This window comes from uncultured Shewanella sp. (assembly GCF_947501225.1).
In the GTDB taxonomy this organism is placed as follows: domain Bacteria; phylum Pseudomonadota; class Gammaproteobacteria; order Enterobacterales; family Shewanellaceae; genus Shewanella.
In genome coordinates, this window is record NZ_CANMUW010000005.1 from 138655 (window position 1) to 155728 (window position 17074).

Here is a 17074-nt window from a genome sequence, read left to right on the forward strand (position 1 = left end):
ATGGAAAAGAGCAGTGCTTAGGAGATGTCAACCGGCACAACCACTCACTTTGCCCACTCGCTATGTTGCTGAGCGGTCCGGAGGGTAAAGTGAGCTATGATTGGATTATGATCCGATGCATCTGTCACTCTCGATTCTGCATGGTGAAAGTCGAGCCCTCTGTAGAAGAGATGATCTAAAGCCAAACCAAAAAATCGCTGCCGTTCATCGAGGTGATACTCGGCCTCACTTAAATCGAAACGTCTTGCAAACTCGGCGATCAGTTCAAACCTGTCCTTTCTCCAGGTATTAAAGTCCCCGGCAAGTATTATCGGACCCGAGTGCCCGCTAAGCTCCAGGCTCAGTGCTTCGAACTGCTCGGTATAGCGGGTCAATTTCCAGTCAAAGTTAATTCCATGAAGATTGACAACCAATAAACTCTCACCATTGGAGAGTGGATAGTGAGTAACAAGAGCAGACTTGGCAAACCTTATCAGGGGCTCGGTTGCATGGAACGCACAGGCATTGATAGCCCCTGCATCGGAGAGGTTCATCACACCAAGCGAGGTTCCGAAGAGTTTAAAGGCTCTTGCCATTGCGACATTCAGGGAACGGGACGCAATAAAATGAACCATCTCCTCTGACAATCCCGCCTCTTGGAGTAATACCAGCTGGCTCGAATGGGAGAGGTTGTTGAGTACACGTCTCCAGTTGCGCTTTTTCTGTTTATAGATATTCCACACAGACACATTCAGCCGGCCGTCAAGATCCAGATAGCCGGTGGAGGACTCGTCACTGCACTGAGATTCAAAAATTGGCTCTACCAAATCAATCATCACCTTCGGCGTGTCGTTAGCATAGTTAATGGCCGAGAAAGTCGTAATCAAACAGGTAACGAGGAAAAAGAGCAAGCCCTGCAGATAGCGATTTTTTTTAGCTGGTTTCATTCTATAACATCATAAATTTTAGCATTCATCTATCATAATAAATGCTGACAGAGGAAAAGACCAATCACCACTCCCCATAAGCGTTACAATAAGGTAAATTTTCGATTAATTCTTGTTAATACATCAAGTAACGTCTACGCCATAAACTAAATTACTGTTATTTCACGGCAATTAATTGCACACTAAACATTACTGATTTCAGGCAATTTTATATAGCGACGTATAAACCATGGCTCATTTTTATCAACTAGTAACACTTGCCGGCATCTTGCTCTACTGGATCATCATTGCAGGTATCACCGTCCGGGTAATTATCAAACGCCGATCAATTGGCGTCTCTTTTGCCTGGATGATGGTGATCTATGTGATTCCCGTCGTGGGCATCGTCGCATATCTCCTTTTCGGTGAGCAAAATATCGGTAAGCGGCGTGCCCAACGTGCTAAAGATATGTATCAGCCATACGCCGATTGGTTCGCCCAACTTTACCAGATCCGCCAGTACCGCCCGAACATCTTAAGTGAACATGCCCAATCTATCAGTACCCTATGCGAAAATCGCTTAGGTATTCCCTCACTGGCCGATAACGATCTTGAGCTGCAATCCACACCCGAGCAGATCCTGTCATCTCTTATCAAAGATATTGATAGGGCAAAATATAGCATCCAACTGGAGTTCTACATCTGGCACCCTGGTGGAATGGCCGATGAGGTGGCACTGGCACTTATCAATGCCGCTAAGCGAAATGTATCTGTAAAATTATTATTAGATTCTGCCGGCAGCCATCAATTTTTTAGAAGCCAATGGCCGGCAATATTAGAAGCCGAGGGTATTATTATTGCCAGAGCTTTAAAGGTAAGTCCTTTGAGGGTGCTTTTTCGAAGGCTTGATCTTAGAATGCACCGGAAAATTGTCGTTATCGATAATAGTATCGCCTATACCGGCTCAATGAACCTGGTCGATCCAAGTTGCTTCAAAGCTGACTCAGGCGTCGGTCAGTGGATAGATGTCATGATCAGAATAACCGGTACAACTGTGCCTCTGCTCAATGTCATTCAATCCTGGGACTGGGAGGTAGAGACCAACCAACGTCAACTTCCTGAGCAGCCCAGCTGTAAACCACATACTGAACCGGAAAAGGTCGATATGGTACAGGTTATTCCCTCAGGCCCGGGGATGCCGGAAGATATTATTCACGAAGTTTTACTTCAGAGCATATACCAGGCCAAACATAAAATAGTAATAACCACCCCCTACTTTGTACCCAGCGAAAACTTATTGGTCGCCCTCATCGCCGCAGCCCATCGCGGTGTCTGCGTCAATATTATTATTCCCCACAAGAATGACTCCCTGATGGTTGAATGGGCTAGTCGATCGTTTTTTTGTGAGCTGTTAACCGCCGGGGTAAAAATTCACAGGTTCAACGGCGGGTTACTGCACACTAAATCAGTGGTTGTTGATGAGAGCCACTGTCTGATCGGCACAGTTAACCTGGATATGCGTAGCCTATGGCTCAACTTCGAAGTCACACTAGCGGTGGACGACCTGAGCTTTACTGAGAAACTCAACCGTCTACAGCAGTCGTACATGGATAACGCCCATCTGGTCGACCTCAATGCATGGCAAAGGCGTCCCGTTTATAAGCGTGTATTTGAGCAGTTTTTCTACCTATTCAGCCCACTGCTGTAACAGTAAAGACAGGCTTGTATATTCATCTGAAATTTAAACTTGCAAATGATAAGAAGAGTTTAGATTTAAGGCAGGAAAAACGCTTGCTATCTAATGATTTGTTTATCTATTATGCAAACACCCAAATCCTTTGTTTTATCGCTTGACCGGGTTATGGGTTTTGCGTAAAGTACGACTCCGTTAACAGGCGATGTCTTCACAGAAGTCATAATCTGAGTTAACAACAATATGGTGAGGTGTCTGAGTGGCTGAAGGAGCACGCCTGGAAAGTGTGTGATGGGTTAAACCATCCGAGGGTTCGAATCCCTCCCTCACCGCCATATTCCATAACAAAAACAGCAACCTACGGGTTGCTGTTTTTGTTTTGGGATCTTTTTGGGATCAATTTGTATTGTTCAAACTACAAAAGTACCGCCCTCCTTCCTACATCTGAAGCACAAACAAGCTAACCCCAACATTACACATTCCCCAACATAGATAGGTTGCTATTAGCCGTCAGTCACATACCACTATTTCGCCAAACCAGAGTTGCATCTTTAATGGGGAAACAAGATGTAACTTCAACAAATTCAAACTCGATATTTAGCGGTATAGGTTTAAAGGAGTGAAAAACAACATAACTACCTCCTCCGACGGCGGAACCAGTTTCATCCAGAACAAACTCAGATCCATCTAAGGCTATCAATCTAGCTGTTAGGCACCCTTCAGGATACATTGCTGAAATCGTATCTAACCCTTCAACTATGTTTTCATAAGGACCAAGAATATGAGTAACGTCTATCTCAATTCTTGCTCTGTAATTGATTGCAGTAACAGGCTTTGGAAACTTTAGTCTGGTCACTTCATCAGTAACAGTAATAGGGGTAGGATTAATCACTGTTTGGCTGCTGAACAACATGATTTTTAATAACGCATATAACCCTTTTAAGATTTCCATCTCTCGTCCATGATCAGTTTATGTATATCGTTCTGCGCTTAAGCCGCTGCAGTAGGAGCAAAAGCTCCCACTCCGTCTGTATTGATACGCTTGATCGGATCGTCACGCTAAGGTTTCACCCTATGAACTGTAAGTATTCAGTATAGGTCCATTCTCTGAAGGCTCCAGACATCAGAGTGTCATTTATGATTCTGACAAAGGTTTTTAAGATGTGGTCTTTCGAAGGGAAACAGACAACTCTATCAGCCCCAAACCTGCCGGGACTTAGTTAATGGTTCATATAATAACTGTAGCCTTAGTTACATAGAACCAGGTGCAAATACTGGATTTGTATACCGTAACAGCAAGGTATAGTACAAAGGGGAATCAATAACAGTCAGAAGCCACCTGCTAACTTATCAGTTTTTAAATGATTATTACCAACCCAATCCATTGGGCTTTGATAACATCATGTATGCTTTGTGAATTTTATAGTGCTCCACACGCCACACCTATGAGAACGAAAGTTGGCTCTATTCGCTATGTACTTATTGATAAGCATGGTTCGAACTACTCAGCCTATTCGTTACCATCCAATGACCTGAACATTCAATATCACAGCTATCCAATGCAACTTGGGGAAGGCTGTATGAAAAATTGGGTTCTACTGCATCTTTTGACGGTGTAATGGAAAGCGCTTTCGACATCTCAGCCACCTTCTTAGGCGTTGGCTTGTTGCGCGCCATTGCCCCTATATAATAATTCTTTGTCGTACGAGTGTTACAGTGACCTAACTCGGCCGAAACATCTTCCAAAGATACTCCGTTATTGATCAGCATAATCGCAAATGTGTGCCTGCACTGATTTGGTCCTTGTATTTTAATACCTAGCTCAGTCAACTTTTTATAAAATAACTTTCTATAATGGTGATAAATGTTTTCTCTAGATCGTGTTAATGGGTTTGTAACAACAAAATGCAATGACTGAATACGTTTTATTCGATCTGCTCCCCTCACCTCAACTTCCATTGCTGGTAAGTGACAGGTTAAAGATTTGAGTTTCAACAGCACCACTTTAGCTGGCTCGGCAAGCGTTACTATACGTTTGGTTTCACCTCTGTTTTTTATAGATTTGTACTGTTTAGTAACCAAAGCGCGCTGCACAATAATCTGATTATTTTCGAAATCAATATCCTCCCAGGCAAGAGCAAGAAGTTCTGAGTATCTAAGTCCTGTATAGCAATGCAACAACATATAAAGGGCCATTAGATCATTATCACCTGTGGCTTCTTTGACTTTCTGCAATTCAGGCTTTATGAAATGCGGGACACGCTTATCAAGTACCACATCACAGCAATACGACCTAATTAACTCCTCGTAATCAAATGGCTTTTCACCTATTGCCTTAGATAGGACAGCTTCTTTAAATACGCCATCCAGTAACCTTAAGCGTTCCTTGAGACTTTTCTGGGATAGATGGTCACAAGAATCACACCAATCAAAAATATCATCCCTCGTGATCTGATTTGCTTTTTGGCTCCCAAAATCCTTAATGATATGATTATAACAAGTGGTGTAACCCTTCTTGGTCGATTCAGCAAGTGTCTTTTCAGACCTATTCCGTTTCTGTTCCACAAGCGTTTCGATATTTACGTCAGACACTCTGGATTTCTTATACGATTTCAGAGTCTCTAGTTCCTTTATTGTTTTAGTTTTTAAGTCTTCGATTATTTTTTTTGACGCCATGATCCCAAGAAAAGTTAAAGGGTTAGACAATGGAACCTTTACTACCTTGCTGCCAACACTTTTACACCTGATGATAGCTCTCGCACGCCTTCCATGAACCTCAATTGACTTAACTGAATTTTCTTTAATAACGGCCTTCGCTTGCTTAGGAGATAGCAGCATATCAAGCTTACTTTCAGCCATTAGCATTGAAGTAACAGGTTTCATGACATATTGATTCATTGCTAAACGGCGGCCTCTTCAAAAAAAGCATCTAAGCGCTCAAAATGAATCATTACAGAACCATCCACGAGTTTGTAGTGCAGCCCCTTGGTCAATACCTTGCGTTTAATTTTGCTTTTAAGCGACCCCTCAGTGATCCCTTTGAGCTCTTCGATCTTCTTTGGTTTAACCCAGCCTAAATACCCAGATACCATTGCTTCCATTTTTCCTGCCCACGTGTAAGTAACTGAGCACGATTATATTTGCGAGCCTATTCATCTATTAAATTAGGGTTAAGCAAAATCCGCCTCTATTTAAGAATGTAAAAAAGCCACCAAAAAATCTGTAACCAACTGATATATAGCGACAATCAAGAAAAAGTGAAGAGAAAATAGAAAATTACTAGATAAGGAATTTAGGCTGAGCTTCGCAGCGAAAGTTCCTTTTTATAGCTTTTTTATACTGTAAAATCAATAGGTAATATAAAAACTGCAAAAAAATAAAATTTTTTTCATTAACTATTTAAAAAAATTATGATGACGACTGATGAAGCAAAAAGGTTCTGCAAGATCAACAACCTAAAAAATTTAGATATCAGAGGACCAAACTCCATACGGGCCAGTGTTCGGGTCAACAACAAACTGCACAGAATAAAAATTGAGAATGCATCTTGCACTAAACAGGGCCTGATAATGGCATCTTCAAAAGCCAGTGAACTGCTAAATCTCGCTAAATACAACTTGGAAGCCTTCCTGGAGATAGCTCAACCTGCTAGAACAATCACACCGAACTTAGTAACTGCCTACATTGATAGGTTTTTACACACTAAAAAGCTCAACTTAGCACCTTCAACATTCTCCAACTACAGAAATAAAATTATTAAGCATATCGTGCCTAAGTACGGTCATTTAGACGTAAAGGCAATCACACCAAAGCTGATTGAGCAATGGATGAGCCACGAACTCTCATACCTAAACAACAAGACCATCAAGGAACTATTAACCCTTCTAAACCAAATTCTGACTCTGGCACTGATCGATAATGCCATTACAGAAAACCCTTTCGAACGGCTTAGATCGACAAAACAGTTAAAACTCACTGTCGTGAGCAGAGGTCCAGATCCCTTCACTCTGGAAGAGATGCAAAAAATTTCAGCAACTGAAACCGATAGAGTCAGTGAAAAATTTATGATCAGGCTCAATTGTTATCTGGGATTGAGGCTCAGTGAATTGATGGCGCTAAGTTGGGGAGACATAGATCTAGATAAGAAAACAATTTCGATTAAAAGAGCTGTTGTAAATGGCAAATACAAGGTTCCCAAAACGCAGAGCAGCGTTCGCACTGTAGCTCTCTTAGAACCTGCTGAGAAAGTTCTCAATGAATACATCCAACAACACCGAAAGGAATTGACCCGTTCGATTCAAGTGTTAAAAGCAGACAATAAAACAGTGGAGAATGTAGAAGTGAGTTTCGTGTTCTATAACACCTACACCCAGGCCCCATATATCCATGATAATTATTTTAGCGACCGTTTTTTCCGGCAGCTTCTATTAAAAGCTGGTGTTCGCTATAGAGGTGCAAACCAAACACGTCATACATATGCATCGCATATTATATCAGCAGGAACACCTTTGAGCTGGGTTGCCCTCCAGATGGGACATTCGAGTATCAAAATGCTCGAAAAGCATTACGCAAAATGGTTACCAACCTACATGGACAATATCATTAGTATCGCAAACAACTCGTTTAAATGCCAAACATCATAAGTCAATTGCATGAGCATCCCGCACATACAAATACTGATAACAACAAAAACAATATCAGATAGTTAGCGGCGCACCACCCAACCAACCAACCAGGCCAGATGTATTGTACCGAATACTTACGACCGCTAACTAAAAGTGTATACTTAAAAAGCACTTAAAGGAGGCTATATGGACATACTCAACTCGCCAATTGTATTTTTACTACCGCTCGCTGTTATGGTGTTTGGCTCTATGTATATAAGACACATAAGCAAGAAAGATAAAGAAAAGTAAACGTTCGGAATTAGAGAGATATTTTCAAAAAGAAGCTTAGAAGTGTCCCTGCTATAAGATAGCTAACTCTTAGAATCTGCAACAGCGGCCCTGCCATAAGCCCACTTGGTCAACATCACTGTATTTTTATCAATGATGTCGACCAAAGCTCAGCTATCATTTTTAACACTAGACTCACTATCAAAATATCACACCTTTTTAATCTTTTAGATACCTTTGAAAGAGCCATGCCACCGAGTGCAGGGTCAATAAAACCAACTCGTTACAAAAAAGAAGTGGGGATCATAGAGGATATATTTACCTAATGCCCCACAAAACAGCCAACATCAATCATCATAATATCCCACGCCAAACCTTAACTAGTATGAAAGCAAATTTCCTGTTATTTAAAAGTTGGAGTTTAAAATGAAAACAATAAATTCACTCACTGATGTGTTAGAGCAAGAGCCAATCGATTTAGATGACCGTTGTAATATCATGACTGAAAAGAAACGAAAACTGCTTAACGCACTGACCATTCTTAAAGAGATTGTGGAGCAACAACAAACTGAAGCAGATTCTGAAAAACATGACTTCTTTCAAGAGTACGATTATTTTTATTACCAAGTACAAAAAGGGCTCTGGCACGAAATATCTGATCCTCTGGAGACACATATTCTCACTCATTTTATCAGTAGCTATATTGACTATATGTAAGAATTGCTGGGAATAGCTTCTTCACCACAAATAGAATAAGTACGTTTTACCAGCCAAGTTTCATTTGAGGCTTGGCTCTTCTCATTACCAACAATGATGATGGTATTACCCCCGATTACCCAGTGCTGCGAACTTAACAACCCAAGTTAAGTAATTTCCCCTTACCTGCTCCTAGTTATCTATGAAGACAAACTAGGAGCAGTTATGAGTGACATCAAATCAAAGTTCATTCGAGAGTATCAAAGAAAATCTAAATCACCGTGGAACGACCACAGCACGATTTTGCTGCTTGCAGACTATCACATTGAGGACGATAGCGAGTTGGAGCTGATTTTCACCCGCTATATCTATCAACATCGAGATTCAGCAGGACGAATACTTGGGATAAGCATCAGTAAATCAATACTAGAGGAACATACAGAGCTAGAAAGCCAGTATTTAACAGGAACAGACATGTACATAGTTCTACTATTGCTAAAAGAGGACATTGCAACATTCTGTGAGTTATTTAAAGAGGAGTTTGAAAGCGTCTTCGGCCTTCCGCCAGAACTCTACCTAGAAGCTGCTGAGCAACTTTGGGCAGAGAAGATACTAGTAGGAGATGACACACTAGTGAAAGGCTATTAGACTAAAGAACAAGCAAAACCTACTAGCGAGCCAACAATGGCTCGCTTTTTTAAAATACATCGTTATCTCAGTTGCTATCGGAAGATTTGATAAAATACCAATATAATCAATCTATTACATTCGTAAAACTTAGTAACTCTTTAACACTGGAATCGCAGGGATCATAAACCCACTCGTGATCAAACAATGTTTTCAGCCTGTGCTCCATACAACATGAGTCGACAACCAACGAATAGAATTTATTACCACTCTTCCTTAGTTCCTCTATCGAACTGCGTAACGAGCTTGGTAAACCAGACATAATGAAATCAGAAATAATCAACATATCTGCATTTTTATAATCATCAGAACTCATTACATTTATACCTTGTTGAATGGCAGGTGCCACATCGGTCCCCCCATAAAACGACTTCTGTAAAAATGTCATCAAACGTTCCATAGTAAAAGGTCCTGACAAATTAAGTGTTTCGATCTGAGTGGAAAAATTTATCAGGTAGCAAGCTCGGCTCTCGTTCTTGGCTTTTAATACCATCAACAGAGTTAAAGCTTTTGCGATAGTTTCTGGAGCACCTTGCATAGAGCCGCTAGTATCGACACAAATAACAATAGGGCCCTTATTCTCATCTTCAGATACTGTTTGGAAAATTCGTTCCTCTTCACTTATTGTTTCCTGCTGCAATCCCACCATATCAAAACACATCAGGCTCGATTCAACATATTTGAGATCGAATAATATTGAAGTTACAGGGTCACTCATTAAAGAAAGCTCATTTGGTAAAGTATGCTCAAGGTCTCTACCAAGCTTGATGCCAACAATCTCCTCTCTTGAGTTAGTATCAGGAATCCAAACTTCCTGATAAACAACTTGAGTGATTTCTTCCTGCTTTTCTGATTGTTTAACCTGCATCACACGGCCCATTAGTTCCAGCAGTGCCTGTACTCCCTCATCATTTTTAAGATACTCGAGCCAGCTTTTTATCTTTGCTATATCACTAAGACCCAACCCACCTTTGGACAGGTCGAAGAAAATGCCAGGTTCCAGCCCTAAGCTTTTAACGCAACTATAGAGCTCATCCAGCAGCGCAAGCTTCTGCAACGTTTTCTTGATAAATTCACTTCGTAAGAACTGTATCTGCTCAAGCTCCCAGGTTGATTTGAGTTGTTCGAGTAACTTACTCCACTCTTGCGACAACAGGTTGAACGAAGCAAGTGTATCGCTTCTATGCGTCGCAACTGTTTGCTTATTTTGACTGGCTTGATATTGGGCAAGCTCGTTATCCCAAAATGCGTTGTAATTCATATTGGCATTCAGGCAGAGGGACTTGTATGCGTCCACTCCCCGCTTGAAGTTAGTCACAGAGTGAAGTGAAAAATCAAACTGGGAGAACATGCTGGCTTCATAGTAAAACGGAAACTCAAGCTCAATGCTACGACGGCTATGGCGCTTCCAGCTAGCCAGTTGTCTTTCTACTTCATTACTCACGGATTCACTACTGCTCAACAGTTCGCCATGCTGAGAATGTATTTCATAAAGTAGCTTGCCGCCCTCCTTGTCAATATTATTCACAACACAGGGCCTCTAGGCGCTCGCAATCCTTGATTCTGGTTTTTAAATCAGATATTTGCTTTTGGATGCCATTAAGTGGAATTGAAATCAGCTCATCATTAACAAAGGGGGATTCTAACTCTGAACGATAGTCCTTCATCTTGGCTTCACAACACTCCAACACGCCCATCAGCTTTTCTCTTATACCAACGACGTCAACTTTTAAAGCACTAACCAGTCGATGATTCACTTCATCCTTTTTATCACCCTTATAAAACAGCACTTTTGGTGTAAACGTTGTTTCAGCCGAATAACGATTATCGAATTTTTTTCCTTTTATTGCGCATGTTCCCTGCCCATCAAATGAACATCTATAACCATCCAATTCATTCCCATTCGCATTAACAGGCTTAAATTCATTCTTACTCTTCATTTCTGAATATGGAATAAACAAAGTGCGCTTTACCGTTTTTTTATTCCAGCTCTCTCCATAAGAAAAATTGACTAATGCCTTAAAATACTTTTTATTGCCTATCTTTTCAGCATCATACACATCACTTCGATAAAAAAGCTCTTTATGAATTTCCTTATCTAGATCTTCTTTCTCTCTATCGAGTTCTGCCAAGCTGATATCCGAACTAAAGCCTGCGTTATTGACGCTTGCATGAACAATGTCGACTACCGCCTCACGGTTCTCCTCAGTTGTCCACAAGCAGTGACTCAGTAATAAAGCATCACTGTGATTAGTTTCTGCTCTACCATTAAAAAAAGCAGAAGCCTTTAATAACTGAGCCGCTTTCTGCCAGCGCCTATCAGACACATAGATATTCAACTCCTCAGCTTTGCCTGCAAATGCACGTCTAATGCTGTGAATAATCAGCATTGTTTCATTTGAAAGAGAAACGGAACAAATACTAGTAGACCAATTTTGCCATTCGCTTTGTTTGATAATGAGGTTATCTGGCAGGTTTATATAAGCTTCTGTTGGTTGCGCATTCACAAGGCTTTCAAAATTGCGTTTATAATGAATAGGCTCAACCATCAAACGAACTATAAAGCGGTCATAGAGTGCTTCTAACCCCTGATTCTCTACTGGAGTTTCGTTAGAAGCAGCAATTAGTGCCTTTAAAGGGACCTTCTCTATCTCTTCACCGTTTTTAAAGATTTTTTCATTAATCAAGGTCAACAGAGAGTTTAAAATTGCAGGGCTCGACTTCCATATCTCATCTAAGAAGGCAAATTCTGCTCTAGGCAAGTATCGCTCAGTTTTACGAGTATATTGGTCTTCCTTCAACGCCTTAATGGATACCGGACCGAACACCTCTTCAGGGGTACTGAAGCGGTTCATAAGACACTCAAAATATGTTGGGCCATCGAAAGCACATGCAATACGACGAGATATCAAACTTTTAGCTGTACCTGGAGGGCCGAATAAAAATGTATTTTGGTTTGATAGTGCACCAAGCAAGGCGACGGCAATAACATCTTCACGTTCAAACATCCCTTCTGTTATATGGCTAATTATTTGGGTAACTCTTTTTTGTAAATCCATTTATAATTTCCTATTAAATTTGTTCCAGTGCTTTATCTGTAGAGTTTGCCAATTCTTCAAAAAATCTAAGACACTTACCTAGGTCATTCTTGTTAATAACCTGAGGTTGATTAACTTCATTCCCTGCTCTATGGACTGCCTCACCTCTTTTGGCTATCCACTTATTCAGCTGCTCTCTCGCATCTTTAGGCATCACATTATTCCACTGCCAATGCTCGGTCACATCGATATCGAAAAACTCTTCAAAGAGATGTTTCGTTTTTTTTGAGTTAGGGTTGTGAAAGAACTTCAAACGCTCACTCAGTTGCTTTTCTGCAAACTTTCCAAGCTTAGAACCTTTGAGCAACGAGAACTTCTCCTCAAATAGCTCAGAGACAACATCTTCAACGTATGTTTCCCACGCAGTCAAAGTTAAAATCAAACAGGCTTTCTTTAATGATGAGGGGGGTGTTAGTTCAGGGTGAACGTTTAACTGGTCATAACACTCAGAAAGCTCACGTGCTTCGCCAAGTGCCTGGCGAAAAGAATCTAATGACTTTGTCAATCTAATATCCTTATAGTTGTATAACATACAGTCTAGTGCGACTTGTAAATAATATATTTCACTTTTACTGAATATGGAGTTTATAAGCTTACGAACTTAAAATATTGATTTTAATTTACGCAGCCTACTAATAAGCAGCTAGTTTTCCCCTCTTCCTTTTGACCCAACTGTTCTTTTGCAATGATTAGAAGTTATCAGCTTTGATAAGCTAGGAAGTGCCAACGAGTCTCTCTCTCATTGGCACTTCCTATGCAATCTTTAATCTTATACTAATGATACAATTTGGACGTTTTCTGCATTACTATTTAGCAAATCAACACTTGGAGCTGTACAGATTTCGACCTCTTTGGGCCCTGTAGCTCTTGCAAACACTTTATGCTTTTCAGTATTACCAACAAACTCAAACATCATGGCAACCAAGCTGGGATCATTTGATGGCAAGTTATTATCAATCGCATTGGCACTTTGGGTGGCATATAACTCAAACATACGCTCACGTACTACACCTATCTGGTGCCAACATTGATAAGTTGCAGATTGTTTCAATCCCACCGAAAATTTACCACGCTTTATTTGACCAACGTGAAAAGCAAAAGGCGCTTCGCCCTTTGTTGCTGCAGACACATGATTAATCACTTTTGTTGAGCTACCCGGTCGTAATGATAACAGGCCTAGTGCAACCCCTGTTTTACAGGTCGGGGCATGAGGATTATTGTCATCGGATTTTAAAGGTAGATGCACTTTAATAGATGGGGCGTTTCCATCAAAAAGAGAATTAAAGTATTCATCGCCTTCATCTTCATCTTCATCTTCATTTTCAGGAAGAACACTCGGATCTACATCGGAAAAAACCAACGAAACCCACTCAGACTGACTTGAGTTACCTGCTAGTAATATATCTACATGGTCAATACTTTTACCATCGAAGGCTGACTTTATAGAACGATAAAAGTTATGAATACCTTGAGTAATTCGCGACTCCATATATTCTTGTAAAGATTTTTGATCGACTTGAAATTCACAAGCAACTTTTTTTCCATTTCGATCTAATAAGCTTACTTTCAACAAGCTATTCTCTGCTAAATCACCTTGTTCCCACAGTGGACGTAACTTTGCAATCATCATCTGGGTATTAGTTTGCGCTGCTTGTGTGCGGTCAATAAACATTTCAGAGCCTGAGAATGATTTAGCATCAAGCGGGCAAGTGAAGGCAATGCGATTTGAACGGCACACTTCCAAATTATGCTGGAAAGTTTGATATGCCATATTTTCTAATAAATTCTCCCCCCCTAGGAAACGATCCCCCGCGACAGCATAATGTTCAAACACTTGCTCATAACCGTGATCATCTTCTTCCTCTTCCGTAGCAAGTCGGTATATTCCAAAATCAAAATCAGCAGTACCACCACCAAAATCGAATACCGCATAAGCAACACCTTCTTCTGTCGGCTCAATGCCTAATGCAGGTAATGCACTCGCCGCATAAGCCGCAGGTTCAGAAGCCCGCTCTTCCACAGAAAAAGTATCAAATATATCTTGTTCGATAAGCTCTTTTGGTAGGCTTCGCTGCAAGCCACGGCTAAATGATGCTAGGATTTTCTCTTTTACCTGCTTCGAATAATCGACAGGAAACGTCATTAAATATTTCAGGAACAATCCGCGCTGACGCCAGTTAATGTTTAACCCCAAGAACCATGCATATAGTTCAATAGGATCAAAAGGATCACTACCTGAAACTTCAAGAGCCTGCCCTTTTACTGGTTTTCGTAAAGTTAATGCATCTAAAGGCAATTCTACTTGGTTATTGAAACCCACTACTGTGACTTGTTGATTTTCTTCTTCTGTACGAAATGCCCACTGCTTCATCTTAGTTAAAACACTGGCTAATACTTGTGTGTCACCATCATTATCTCGAAAACGAGTTTGCGCTTCATGGGAACAGTGAACATGATCCCAATTTACCTCTGGCTTATACGCCTCACTTTGCCATGCGGATAACAATTCAGGTATATCGATAAACTCTAATACCGTTGGGTTCTCAAAGTGCTTCTGCTCTATAGGTTTGTAGAAGTCTTGCACCCCCACTCGCAATAATTTCCCTTCCCCCTTCTCCATAAAAGAGACAACGGTGCTGCTAGTGCCAAAATCGATTCCTACATAAGAGTGTTTTATGACATCCAATGCAGGATTGCGAGATTTAATGCCTTGCTTCGCTGCTACAGCGGTTAAGTCATTATTATAAAACTCCCACATACCTTTATTTGGATCGGTAAATTGGGTGTTTTCAATTTTTGGTAAGCGCGCTCGGCTATAATCGAGATCTTGAAGGTACTCTTGTGCCTGATCTTTGATTACCAGTTTTTTTCCTGTTTGATAGGAGGTTAGTTGCCACTCTTTTTTAGTCAGCATGGTGATTAAGGCTTGAGAGTCATTATTAACTAAAAAACTATGTATAGGAAATACAGCCCCGTCACCCCCTTGATCAAAATGCTCATGATAATAAAGTTGACAACGGCCATTTACAACTGCAAAGTAATTTGTTGAAAATAGATAATTATTTCCTCCGGCCCTCAATGGGTTGCTGGAGTCATGCGAAAAACTACACATTTCTTTTTTAGTTGGTAACTTCCAACCTGTGAGCTCTGAGTCCTGATATTTATCGGCTATATTCTTTGCATCGTCAGGGTAATAATTAGTAGTATTTTTTAACGTTAACGGCCATAGTAACTGCGTTTTAGAATCTAACAACAAAAGCTGTTTACCTGATGTATTTTCTATTTTCCAAAAACGCTCAGCTTTAATTTTCTTCGTCAAATGAGTTGCAAACTGAAAAAACTGGCGTGGAGTCAGTGGAAATAAGTTTTGTTGCTCTTGGTTATTGTTTTCTGTTTTCATGATCACTATATTCTTCAAAAGAGTTATTAATTTTTCGTAGACCATTAATATGTTTTCACCAATGGCTTGCACAGTATTTTGCCACCTGTATCGAGCAAACCAGCCAAACAACATTGCTCTACAGCGCTACCTTGGGCAGTAATGATGCGTTTATGAATTTCAAAATCAAACGACGTGCCTTCTGTAACAGCAAGTAGTGTCACTTTATGTTGCTGATAATTGGCATTATGCTGTTGCAAGGTCAGCTCTAAAAAATGTAGCTCTTCCGTCGTTACTGCTCGCTTATCTGCGCTGCACTGCTCACTGAACCATTCCCACAGCATGATAATATTTTGTGCATTACTAGCAAAAGCGCACCAAGCAAGTAACATCTGACCTTGAGTAAGGTTAGGTTTGAGGTTTAAGCATTGCATGAGCTCTGGTTGCTGAGTTAACCAGCTTAACGCATCTAACTGTACCTTCAGCTCACTCCGAATTGGGTCTTGCAGTTCAATGGTTTTGTTGACGATTTTCTCGACTTCAATTTCTACGACTTTTTCTACTTCAACAATTTTTTCGACTTCAACGACCTTCTCAACCACATTTTCGGCTTTTGGCACTACTGCGTTTTCAACGAGCGCATTAGCTGAAGAATGCACCACCTGAGTAATGAGTTCACGAAACTCATTATCGTGCTGTAATAGCAACAATAGATCCTGATAATCTAGCTTTTCATTAGACATAAACCCATGAGATTTGATTTTATCTATTCTTGTTCGTTCTTTTTCATTTGGCATTATGCGTCCTCCAAAAAAGACTCCATTTCGCTTCGAACTTCAAGTGGGTGCTCGATACGTAAACAAAAATCTACAATGTTACTCTGCTGTTGGATTGATAACCTTAAAAACTGCTTTTTCAACGCTAATAATGTACTTTTATCAGGGTCTCTATAGGGGGACTTAATGTTAATTTTGGTTATGAGATTCCCACTCAGCAATGCTATCTGCTCTGGGTTAACGACTGTCCATACCTCTTTATAAAACAGCGGTAAAAAGCAAAGCAATTGCTCTAAATCCAATTTATGTTGAATATTAACTTGCTGTTTAAGCGTTTCTACCTGCATCTTTAAATCATTCAATTCTACAGATAATCGTTGCTCTTCTGATCTGTGATGTTCCACCACACGCTCCTGCCTACCGTTCTCCTCTACTGATAGCGACGTATCGGTAAACTGATAATAGCGATGATAAAGTACAGGAAGTAAAGCAGTTAACACCCATGATTGGTCTAATGAAGAGTGAGATTGATAGCCCTCTTCTGCATGAGCATGTTTGGCAAGCAGTGGATAGCTGAGCAGTTGCCATTGCTGGCACTTATACTCATGTAAAATAGATGCCAACTCGCCAATTTTAGACGCAAAGCTATTATCATAAACAAGGGTTAAAGACACTTTTTCTAATTGATATTCACTGTTTATCTTTTTATTGAGTTTAGTAATTAATTGCAGTAGTTCATTAGATGATGAGGCTAAGTGCCAGGACTCTCCTGAGATGGTTTCATTGCCCCATTCTTGCCCAGATCTCTTAAAAAATGCTGCGTGCTTATCGATAAGTAATAAGCTATATACTGACTTTTCCATTGTGACCTTTATACAATAAAAGCCGACACACTTGCTGGCACAGGAGACCCGTAACAGCAAGGTTATGTCGGCAAAAAATTAA

General features: G+C 40.5%; 14 protein-coding genes and 1 tRNA gene. 5 read left to right on the plus strand and 10 right to left on the minus strand.

Annotated features, from left to right (window positions below; genetic code table 11):
• Nucleotides 1-44: 44 nt before the first annotated feature.
• A complete protein-coding gene (locus Q1B47_RS09510; RefSeq protein ID WP_299792275.1) occupies nucleotides 45-926 on the minus strand; it encodes an endonuclease/exonuclease/phosphatase family protein in 882 nt (293 codons plus the stop codon).
• A gap of 229 nt (nucleotides 927-1155) precedes the next feature.
• On the opposite strand from Q1B47_RS09510, the gene cls reads away from it, so the two are divergent.
• Nucleotides 1156-2613, plus strand: a complete 1458-nt coding sequence (gene cls, locus Q1B47_RS09515) for a cardiolipin synthase (RefSeq protein ID WP_299792278.1) — start codon at nucleotides 1156-1158, stop codon at nucleotides 2611-2613.
• 230 nt (nucleotides 2614-2843) lie between these two features.
• Nucleotides 2844-2933, plus strand: a tRNA-Ser gene (locus tag Q1B47_RS09520).
• A gap of 179 nt (nucleotides 2934-3112) precedes the next feature.
• Here Q1B47_RS09520 and Q1B47_RS09525 read toward each other — a convergent pair.
• From Q1B47_RS09525 to Q1B47_RS09535, 3 genes are all read right to left on the minus strand, one after another.
• Entirely contained in the window at nucleotides 3113-3550 is a 438-nt protein-coding gene (locus Q1B47_RS09525; protein WP_299792281.1) for a hypothetical protein, read from the minus strand.
• A 527-nt stretch (nucleotides 3551-4077) separates the two neighbouring features.
• Nucleotides 4078-5481 carry a site-specific integrase gene (locus Q1B47_RS09530; protein ID WP_299792284.1) on the minus strand — a complete coding sequence of 468 codons (1404 nt, stop codon included), beginning with the start codon at nucleotides 5479-5481 and terminating at the stop codon, nucleotides 4078-4080.
• A gap of 17 nt (nucleotides 5482-5498) precedes the next feature.
• On the minus strand, nucleotides 5499-5699 hold the full coding sequence (locus Q1B47_RS09535; protein ID WP_299792287.1) for a hypothetical protein: 201 nt from the start codon (nucleotides 5697-5699) through the stop codon (nucleotides 5499-5501).
• 309 nt (nucleotides 5700-6008) lie between these two features.
• On the opposite strand from Q1B47_RS09535, the gene Q1B47_RS09540 reads away from it, so the two are divergent.
• The 3 genes from Q1B47_RS09540 to Q1B47_RS09550 all read left to right on the plus strand — a co-directional run bounded on the left by Q1B47_RS09540 (nucleotide 6009) and on the right by Q1B47_RS09550 (nucleotide 8837).
• Nucleotides 6009-7241, plus strand: a complete 1233-nt coding sequence (locus Q1B47_RS09540; RefSeq protein WP_299792290.1) for a tyrosine-type recombinase/integrase — start codon at nucleotides 6009-6011, stop codon at nucleotides 7239-7241.
• Between the two features lie 678 nt (nucleotides 7242-7919).
• On the plus strand, nucleotides 7920-8210 hold the full coding sequence (locus Q1B47_RS09545; protein WP_299792293.1) for a hypothetical protein: 291 nt from the start codon (nucleotides 7920-7922) through the stop codon (nucleotides 8208-8210).
• 204 nt (nucleotides 8211-8414) lie between these two features.
• The gene (locus Q1B47_RS09550) at nucleotides 8415-8837 is read left to right on the plus strand and encodes a hypothetical protein (protein WP_299792296.1); all 423 of its coding nucleotides are present in this window, start codon (nucleotides 8415-8417) and stop codon (nucleotides 8835-8837) included.
• A gap of 106 nt (nucleotides 8838-8943) precedes the next feature.
• On the opposite strand, the gene Q1B47_RS09555 is transcribed toward Q1B47_RS09550, so the two are convergent.
• The 6 genes from Q1B47_RS09555 to Q1B47_RS09580 all read right to left on the minus strand — a co-directional run bounded on the left by Q1B47_RS09555 (nucleotide 8944) and on the right by Q1B47_RS09580 (nucleotide 16992).
• Nucleotides 8944-10404, minus strand: a complete 1461-nt coding sequence (locus tag Q1B47_RS09555; RefSeq protein ID WP_299792299.1) for a VWA domain-containing protein — start codon at nucleotides 10402-10404, stop codon at nucleotides 8944-8946.
• Nucleotides 10397-11935 carry an AAA family ATPase gene (locus tag Q1B47_RS09560; protein ID WP_299792302.1) on the minus strand — a complete coding sequence of 513 codons (1539 nt, stop codon included), beginning with the start codon at nucleotides 11933-11935 and terminating at the stop codon, nucleotides 10397-10399. The genes Q1B47_RS09555 and Q1B47_RS09560 overlap by 8 nt, the downstream gene beginning before the upstream one ends.
• 13 nt (nucleotides 11936-11948) lie before the next feature.
• On the minus strand, nucleotides 11949-12479 hold the full coding sequence (locus tag Q1B47_RS09565) for a HEPN domain-containing protein (protein ID WP_299792305.1): 531 nt from the start codon (nucleotides 12477-12479) through the stop codon (nucleotides 11949-11951).
• 264 nt (nucleotides 12480-12743) lie between these two features.
• Nucleotides 12744-15446 (minus strand): hypothetical protein, encoded by a 2703-nt coding sequence (locus tag Q1B47_RS09570; protein ID WP_299792308.1) that lies wholly within the window; start codon nucleotides 15444-15446, stop codon nucleotides 12744-12746.
• Nucleotides 15419-16150, minus strand: a complete 732-nt coding sequence (locus Q1B47_RS09575; protein ID WP_299792311.1) for a hypothetical protein — start codon at nucleotides 16148-16150, stop codon at nucleotides 15419-15421. Before Q1B47_RS09575 ends, Q1B47_RS09570 begins: the two co-directional genes overlap by 28 nt.
• Nucleotides 16150-16992: a hypothetical protein gene (locus Q1B47_RS09580; RefSeq protein ID WP_299792314.1), complete on the minus strand. Its 843-nt coding sequence runs from the start codon at nucleotides 16990-16992 to the stop codon at nucleotides 16150-16152. Before Q1B47_RS09580 ends, Q1B47_RS09575 begins: the two co-directional genes overlap by 1 nt.
• Between the last annotated feature and the right edge of the window lie 82 nt (nucleotides 16993-17074).